We start from the raw sequence: 7,373 nt of genomic DNA, 5'->3' as shown, positions 1-7,373 counted from the left end.
ACCATCAATAATATTTATAGCATTACTTACACCCACTAATGCAAATGTGGTAAATAATAGACCGATTATATAGGGCAGGGTAAAGCCTAGGGATAAATCTTTAAGATACAAATCAAGCATAGTACATACACCAAAAGCGGCCACACATTGCATTAAAAGTCGCATTTTTGGTGAGAGATTCCCACGAAAATCTTCTATAAGCCCACTCGCAAAAATCACACTAGCACCAAGTAGAATCATCATGATCTCAAAATGTGAGGAATAGCACAGAATTACCATAATGCAAAACGCACCAAAGATACTTATGCCACCTGCTCTAGGGGTAGATAGGGTATGAAAACGTTGAGGCTTACTAGAAGTGCCGCTATCAATAAAAATTCTGTATTTTTTACTCATACCAATAATCAACACGCACAACACAAGGCTGATAATAAAACATAGGCATACAATTTTTATTTCTATATGGGACACAGCTCTTCCTTAGGGTAATTTAAAGTAAAATTGCATTCTACACAAGCATTACTGAATCTTTACCCCAACAATACCTTAAAAACGATGGGTTGGTTTATTGATGATTTATAGAAACTACTTGTAAATGTGTTAGAATCCGCCTCATCTTTGATTCATTGGATTGTTTATGCTCCTTGCCATTTATAGTGTGTCTGTATTTATTTTTATCGGTTATATTGCCAAGCTTTTGCGCCTTGTGGGGAATAAGCAAAGTGGTATTTTGCTTGGTTTTTTGCTGAATTTCGCCCTCCCTGCACAAATTTTCAATGGCACTTATCACGCACATATTGATATGGCATTTTTGTATGTATGCTTAATTAGCCTATTATGTTCTATTAGCGGTGGGGTGGCACTTTTTGGGGTTGGTAAAATGCTAAAGCTTGAGCGTAATTCTATTCTTGCCATGAGCTTTATGGGTGCATTTGGAAATACGCTTTTTTTAGGACTGCCTATTGTCAATGGCGCACTTGGGGAATCCTATGCAAACAAAGTCATTATTTATGATCAAATTGTTACAGGCATTCCTATTGCCTTCCTTGCACCGCTTATATTAAGCCTTAATGGCAAAGGGATTTTTAGCGTTAGGGCGATTACTTTGCGTCTTTTTCAAAGTCCGCTCTTTCTGTCTTTGCTCTTTGGTTTGGCGTTAAAGTTCCTGCCTTTAGAGATTCCTGATGAACTCTTTATTCCCCTTAAAAGTCTTGCGCAAACGGCTACACCCGTAGCTCTCTTTGCCATTGGGGTGCAGATGAGTCTTAAAAGTGTTAAAGAGGAGTGGAGGCTCACCGCCCTGCTTCTGTTTGGGAAAATGATAATCGCGCCTCTTATGCTTTTTATCGTTGTGCTCGTTAGCTTTGGGGGATTCAATGATTTGTGGCGTATGGCGCTTATTGAGGTGGCTATGCCGCCTGTGGTGAGTGCGGGGGCTATAGTGATTAAAGCAGGGCTTAATGCAAAACTCGTAGTAAGTGCTATTGCGTTTGGAATCTTGCTTAGCTTTGTGAGTGTGCCTCTGTGGCTTCTTGTAACATAATAAAATGCGCCATAGTGCTTTTCAAAAATGCCTTGCATTTATTTTTTTTTTTTTTGTTAAAATAGACTTCCATACTAGAATAAGGAAATATTCCTCTATTTGTATGTAACTTTTTTCTAAGGAGTTCTTAATGAAGAAGCTTGTTTTAGCTTTAGGTATAGGCGGTGCAATGGCATTTTTTAGTGGTTGTGCAATTGGCAGCACAGCTGGACTTGCTTCAGGAGCATTATATTCTGATATGACTGGTCCTGTAGCAGCTACTTCTGCAGCTGGAAGCTCTAAAGAAGGTCGAGCTACTTGCTCAAATATTCTTGGTCTTATCTCTGTAGGTGATTGCTCTGTTGATGCAGCCAGCAGAAATGGCAATGTTTCCCAAATCAAAAGTGTAGATACAAAAATATGGAGTATTTTAGGTATTTACACTGCTTCAACAACTATTGTTAAAGGTAACTAAGACCTCAATCTACTCTAGCTTACCAAAAGTAAAACCCTTTTGGGTAAGCAGAGGGACAACTTCTTTAATCCCTGCAAAAGTATCGCTTTTAGGTTTATTAAAGTGATAAATCAAAATACTGCCATTTCTTACTTTTGAGATTTGCTCTAGTATTTTCTTTTTAGAAAAGGTCGCTCCGCCATCGCCTAGCACATCAAATCCCGCAATTTCATAATTCAAATCTTTGAGTATGCTAACTGCTACCTCATCATAATACGCCGTGCCTGAACGAAAATATCGTGGTTTCTTGCCTGTGAGTGTAAAAATGCGCTTATCATTTCCCATTACTTCATCATAAATTTCTTTTATAGAATTTGTGCCCTTGATATTATAAATGCTTCTGCCATTCACACTTAATGGGAGATGTTTTGTGCCGTGATTTTGTATAGAAAAAAGTGGATTATGCGCTAGGGCTAAAAACTCACTAGGGTGTTTATCAATCCAACGCGAGTTGATAAATAAAGTCGCTGGAATCTGCTGTGTGATAAGATAATCAATCAATGCCTTATCATAGTCGCCACCACAGGCATCAAAAGTAAGATAGATAGTAGGTTTAGAATCATTTGGCAAAAGTGTAGTAATGCCTTGCAAATCCTCACCCCACTGTGTAGGAGCGATATGTGCATATTTTGACTCCAGCGCTTGCAAGCTATAAGCATGAAATGAATGCGAGAAAAACACCTTGTAAGCAATAACTGATACAAAACAAATAATACCTATGATCAAAAAGCTAAGCAAAAAACGCTGTTTATTCTTCATCGGTATTACCTGCTATTCCCCCACTGCTCTCTGCTTCGCCCCCTTCTTCAAAATACGTCTTTTGAATCTGAATCATTGCATTAATAAGCTCCTTAGCAATACTATGGCTAAACCCCACTGCATTAAGCAAAGAAGTGCTATTTTGCACGCTTAATTCTTTTTTGCTTAGTAAAGATTCAATATATAAAATAGAGTTTTTATCCATTTTTTTAAACACCTTTTTCTCCGCCTTAAGCTTTACAATGACTTCTTGGGGGTGCATATCCTCATAAGTATTAATCTCATTAATATTGCGCAAAAGCAAGGCTAAATGTATCCTTAGGTTATTATATTCATTTGAGAGAATTACATTTTTAGAAAGACTATTTTTCTTGAGATTGGGCTGCAAAAGCTCCATATTTTTGATAGCCTCTACGATATGACGGGCAGATGAAGTAAGCAGTGCAAACTTACGGATATAGTTTTGATCTTGTGTGTGGGCTTGAGCTTGTGTGGAAAAATCTAAGATTGCATTAAAAAGGACTTTAATTTTTTTAATATAAAAAATCTCTACATCTATATCTTCTTTTGCCCATATATTTGCCTTAAGAATGTCATTTATATCTTTTTTACTCTTAATATCCGCACGTGAAAAGCCAAGTGTATGGGCGATAAGCTCAAAAGCGTTATCATAGAGATGTCCAATCTCGTGTCTAAGGGCTAGCAAAGCTGTATCTTGATATTGCACGATCGTATCATTTACGTATAGGGGTTTATCCACCTGTGTGCTTTTCTCTTTTAAAACCCTTTCAAGGAAAGAGGATATTTTAGGTATAAGCGGTAGAAGCAGCACAACAGCAACAAAATTAAAAAGTGTGTGAAAAACAGCAATCCTTAGCACGCTTTCCTCACTTAAGTCAAGTAGTGAGGAAAGCGTGCTATTTATCCATACAAAATAATCAAAAGTAGCAATCACAAGGACTGCTATACCAAAATTAAAAATACAATTTGCTACGGCTAATCGTTTGCCATCAATATTTGTGCCAAGGGAAGAGATAAGAGCTGTCATTACTCCTCCTACACTTGTCCCAAGCGTCGCTGCAAGGGCATTCTCATACATCAGGCTACCTGTGGCAAAAGCCGAAATAATAATCGTCAAAGTCGCGTGTGAGCTTTGCACAATAGCCGTCATCAATGCCCCAAGCCCTACAAAAAGTAGCACCCCACGCAACCCTTCCATAGAATACTGCGCAAAATCAACGACCTCCTTATATTCCTCAAAACCATCTTTGATATAGCCCACGCCCAAAAAGAAAAAGCCAATCCCTATAAGAATCTGTCCTACCCCTTTAGCCGATTTTGCATTTTGAAAATTAAACAACACACCTCCTACAATCAGTGGCAGCGCTAAAGCAGAGATTTTCATGCCACTCACCCCGGCAATCAACCACGAACCCGCACTATTGCCTAGATTCGCACCAAACATCACGCCAATACCTTGAGCCAAACTAAGCAATGAAGCAGATACAAAAGAGATTGAAAGCACTGAAACTAAAGAAGAACTTTGCATAATTGCTGTGACAACTGCCCCAAAGGTTACGCTTTTAACCGCAGTATTAGTAGAAGTAGCAAGCAGATTTTCTAAGAATCCTCCATTAAAGGCGCGAAATCCATTTCCCAAACTCAACATACCAAAAAGTAAAATAGCTAGTCCCGCGCTTACGCTTGTGAGTGCCTCGCTTGTAGATACAAAATATACAAAAGCAAGGATACATAAGGGCATAAGGTATTTTTGAAACATATACTTCCCCACGTTCGTTTATTTTGTGGCCGCATAAAGTATAAAACTACACTTTATGCTTAAGACCACTTTGCAAGGGAAACCCCGCTCATTCCCAGAAGGAGTCCAAAAGTTTCTGTTTATTAAGATACTTATAAATGAAATGAGTATTGTAACCTTTTACCCTTAATATAAATCATTAAAAATAAAATCTTCAAAGCCATTATGTTAAAAAGCTCCATAGAAAGTTTAATGTGCTACTGCTTCGCTTATGCCTACGCCACTCTCTGCTCTAAAGTTTTGCGCATTGAATCCTGCTCTATCAATCTTAGCTCGTTTAGAATTATCAAGCATAGAGATAAGATATATCGCAACAAAAGTAAGTGGCATAGTAAAGATTGCCGGGTGATCATAAGGGAAAATCGCGCTCTCAAAGCCAAAGCTCTTTACCCAAATACTAGGGCTTAAAATCACTAGCACAAGCACCACGATAAGTCCCAATAAACCGCCCCAAAATGCACCTTTGGTTGTAAGATTTTTCCAATAAATACACAAAAGCAAGATAGGGAAATTCACACTTGCAGCAATGGCAAAGGCAAGTCCCACGGTGAAAGCGACATTTTGCTTCTCAAATACTATACCTAAAGCAATCGCGCATAACCCGATAAATATTGTGGCGATTTTGGTTACTTTCATCTCAAGTTTAGCATCACACACACCATTTTTGCAGACATTCACAAATAAATCGTGGCTTATCGCACCAGCCCCAGCAATGGCTAATCCAGACACAACAGCCAAAATCGTAGCAAAAGCCACTGCAGAGATAAAGCCCAAAAACACATCTCCGCCAATGACTGCGGCAAGATTCACAGCTACCATATTAGCAATGCCATTGTAAGTGCCATCAGGGTTGGTAAAATCAGCATTGCCTAGTAATAATGCAATCGCCCCAAAACCAATAATAAAGGTAAGAATATAAAAATATCCTATCAAGCCTGTGGCATAAAATACCGACTTGCGCGCTTCTTTTGCATCTTTAACGGTAAAAAATCGCATAAGGATATGAGGTAATCCAGCTGTGCCAAACATAAGCGCCAATCCAAGCGATAGTGCAGAAATACTATCAGATAAGAATCCGCCCGGAGACATAATAGCCTCTCCCTTAGGGTGATGTTCGATTGCTTGAGAGAAATAATAATGCAAGTCAAATTTTGTATGATATAAAATCATAATCGCCATAAAACTTGCCCCGGCTAAAAGCAAAATAGCCTTGATGATTTGCACCCAAGTAGTTGCGTGCATTCCTCCAAAAACGACATAGCAAATCATAAGCACCCCTACAAGCACAACAGCTAATGTATAGGGCAATCCAAAAAGCACCTGAATGAGCTGTCCAGCCCCCACCATTTGCGCAATCAAGTAAAAGACAATCACACTTAAGGCTGAAATAGCCGAAATAATGCGGATAGGCTTTGCCTCAAGGCGATAAGCGGTAATATCAGCAAAGGTGAATTTGCCAAGATTCCTAAACTTTTCTGCAATGAGGAATAAAATAATAGGCCAACCAGCCAAGAATCCAATCGAATAGATCAGCCCATCAAAGCCGTTAGTAAAGACGAGTGCGGTAATACCCAAGAAGCTTGCTGCACTCATATAGTCTCCAGCGATAGCTATGCCATTTTGCGCTCCGGTAATATTCCCCCCAGCCGTATAGAATCCACTTGCTGATTGGCTTTTCTTATTTGAAAGATAAGTAATAAACAATGTAGCTAACACAAAAGTAAGAAACATACCAATAGCTATGGGATTAACCTCTGCCTTTGCCCCACCCATATCAATAGATGCCCCATAAAGAGGGCTTAAACTTAGCAATACAAATGTATATATTTTGATGAATCTTTGCATTATTGTGCCTCCTGTGATGTATGTTTTGGCTTATAGTCTCTATATGCAATCTCTCCGTTTTGAAGCGATTCTATTACATTGTGCTTTTGTAATGAATCCAGGATTTCTTGCTGCTCTTTATCAAAGTATGTATTTGCCAAAAATGTGTAAAGTCCCGTAGCTACGATACACAATACGATAAGAAAGACTCCTAATATAATGCCAAGCGTAATAGAGCTAGGTCCTAAACGATACCCCAAAACATCGGGGAATAATCCTACGCCCAAAATAAATATATAATAAGCACAGAGAATCACCACTGATAAAATCAGTAAAATTTTATTTCTAAACGAAACAAATTGCTTGAAGCTGAAAAGCGCCTTTTCTTGTTCCTTGGATAGTTCCATCGCTTACTCCTTTTTATGTGTATAAATTCTACTACATTACCTTCATACTCAATTCATATATAAAGTAACAATAAATATCCTACAATAAAATATATGTAACAAAAAGTAATTATACAAAACTCATAGCAAAAAAGTAAAAAGGTAACATTTCTATCCATTTCTTTGCTGCTGCACTTCGTGCTACAAAGCCTTACGTAAAGAGAGATAAGCCCCTTTTATGCGTTCAAAGAATACACTTATCCAGCCTTTGGCAAATCCCACTAGAGCAAAACTAAGGCTTACCTTAATTTTATCTTGGCAGAATTTTGCAAGTGTGGATTAGCACTTCGTGTAAATCATCAAATGAGTTTTCAAAAGGCTAGATTCTATAATACTTTTACTCCTGCACTTCGTGCTTGTGTGAATAGAGTTCTTACTTCAATACTTGCAAAGGGCTTAAAATTGAGATTTGCTAAAACACATAGCCCAAAAGTGCGCTTACACCATAATAATAAAGATTATCCGCTTGATTGATAGCTGCTTTAAAAT

6 protein-coding genes and 1 pseudogene are annotated in these 7,373 nt (G+C 38.2%); 2 read left to right on the top strand and 5 right to left on the bottom strand.

Translation table 11 applies throughout. The features are described from left to right. Nucleotides 1-471: pseudogene (locus tag QZ289_RS10300) on the bottom strand (undecaprenyl/decaprenyl-phosphate alpha-N-acetylglucosaminyl 1-phosphate transferase); the annotation flags it as partial. A 166-nt stretch (nucleotides 472-637) separates the two neighbouring features. Between QZ289_RS10300 and QZ289_RS10295 the strand changes: the two are divergent. Continuing rightward, nucleotides 638-1,543 (top strand): AEC family transporter, encoded by a 906-nt coding sequence (locus QZ289_RS10295; RefSeq protein ID WP_295702278.1) that lies wholly within the window; start codon nucleotides 638-640, stop codon nucleotides 1,541-1,543. A gap of 130 nt (nucleotides 1,544-1,673) precedes the next feature. Next, the gene (locus QZ289_RS10290) at nucleotides 1,674-1,997 is read left to right on the top strand and encodes a TRL-like family protein (RefSeq protein WP_295702277.1); all 324 of its coding nucleotides are present in this window, start codon (nucleotides 1,674-1,676) and stop codon (nucleotides 1,995-1,997) included. Between the two features lie 9 nt (nucleotides 1,998-2,006). Here QZ289_RS10290 and QZ289_RS10285 read toward each other — a convergent pair whose 3' ends face one another. The 4 genes from QZ289_RS10285 to QZ289_RS10270 all read right to left on the bottom strand — a co-directional run bounded on the left by QZ289_RS10285 (nucleotide 2,007) and on the right by QZ289_RS10270 (nucleotide 6,845). Continuing rightward, nucleotides 2,007-2,795: a polysaccharide deacetylase family protein gene (locus QZ289_RS10285; protein ID WP_295702275.1), complete on the bottom strand. Its 789-nt coding sequence runs from the start codon at nucleotides 2,793-2,795 to the stop codon at nucleotides 2,007-2,009. Further along, nucleotides 2,785-4,575, bottom strand: coding sequence for a Na/Pi symporter (locus QZ289_RS10280; RefSeq protein WP_295702273.1), 1,791 nt, complete (start codon nucleotides 4,573-4,575; stop codon nucleotides 2,785-2,787). The genes QZ289_RS10285 and QZ289_RS10280 overlap by 11 nt, the downstream gene beginning before the upstream one ends. A 228-nt stretch (nucleotides 4,576-4,803) precedes the next feature. Next, entirely contained in the window at nucleotides 4,804-6,447 is a 1,644-nt protein-coding gene (locus tag QZ289_RS10275) for a cation acetate symporter (protein WP_295702281.1), read from the bottom strand. A gap of 11 nt (nucleotides 6,448-6,458) precedes the next feature. After that, nucleotides 6,459-6,845 (bottom strand): DUF485 domain-containing protein, encoded by a 387-nt coding sequence (locus tag QZ289_RS10270; protein ID WP_295702271.1) that lies wholly within the window; start codon nucleotides 6,843-6,845, stop codon nucleotides 6,459-6,461. Nucleotides 6,846-7,373: the final 528 nt, after the last annotated feature.

The sequence above is a fragment of the uncultured Helicobacter sp. genome (assembly GCF_910577135.1).
In the GTDB taxonomy this organism is placed as follows: domain Bacteria; phylum Campylobacterota; class Campylobacteria; order Campylobacterales; family Helicobacteraceae; genus Helicobacter_C; species Helicobacter_C mastomyrinus.
Note: the sequence above shows the minus strand (reverse complement) of the source record. Positions and strands in the feature narration are given on the sequence as shown.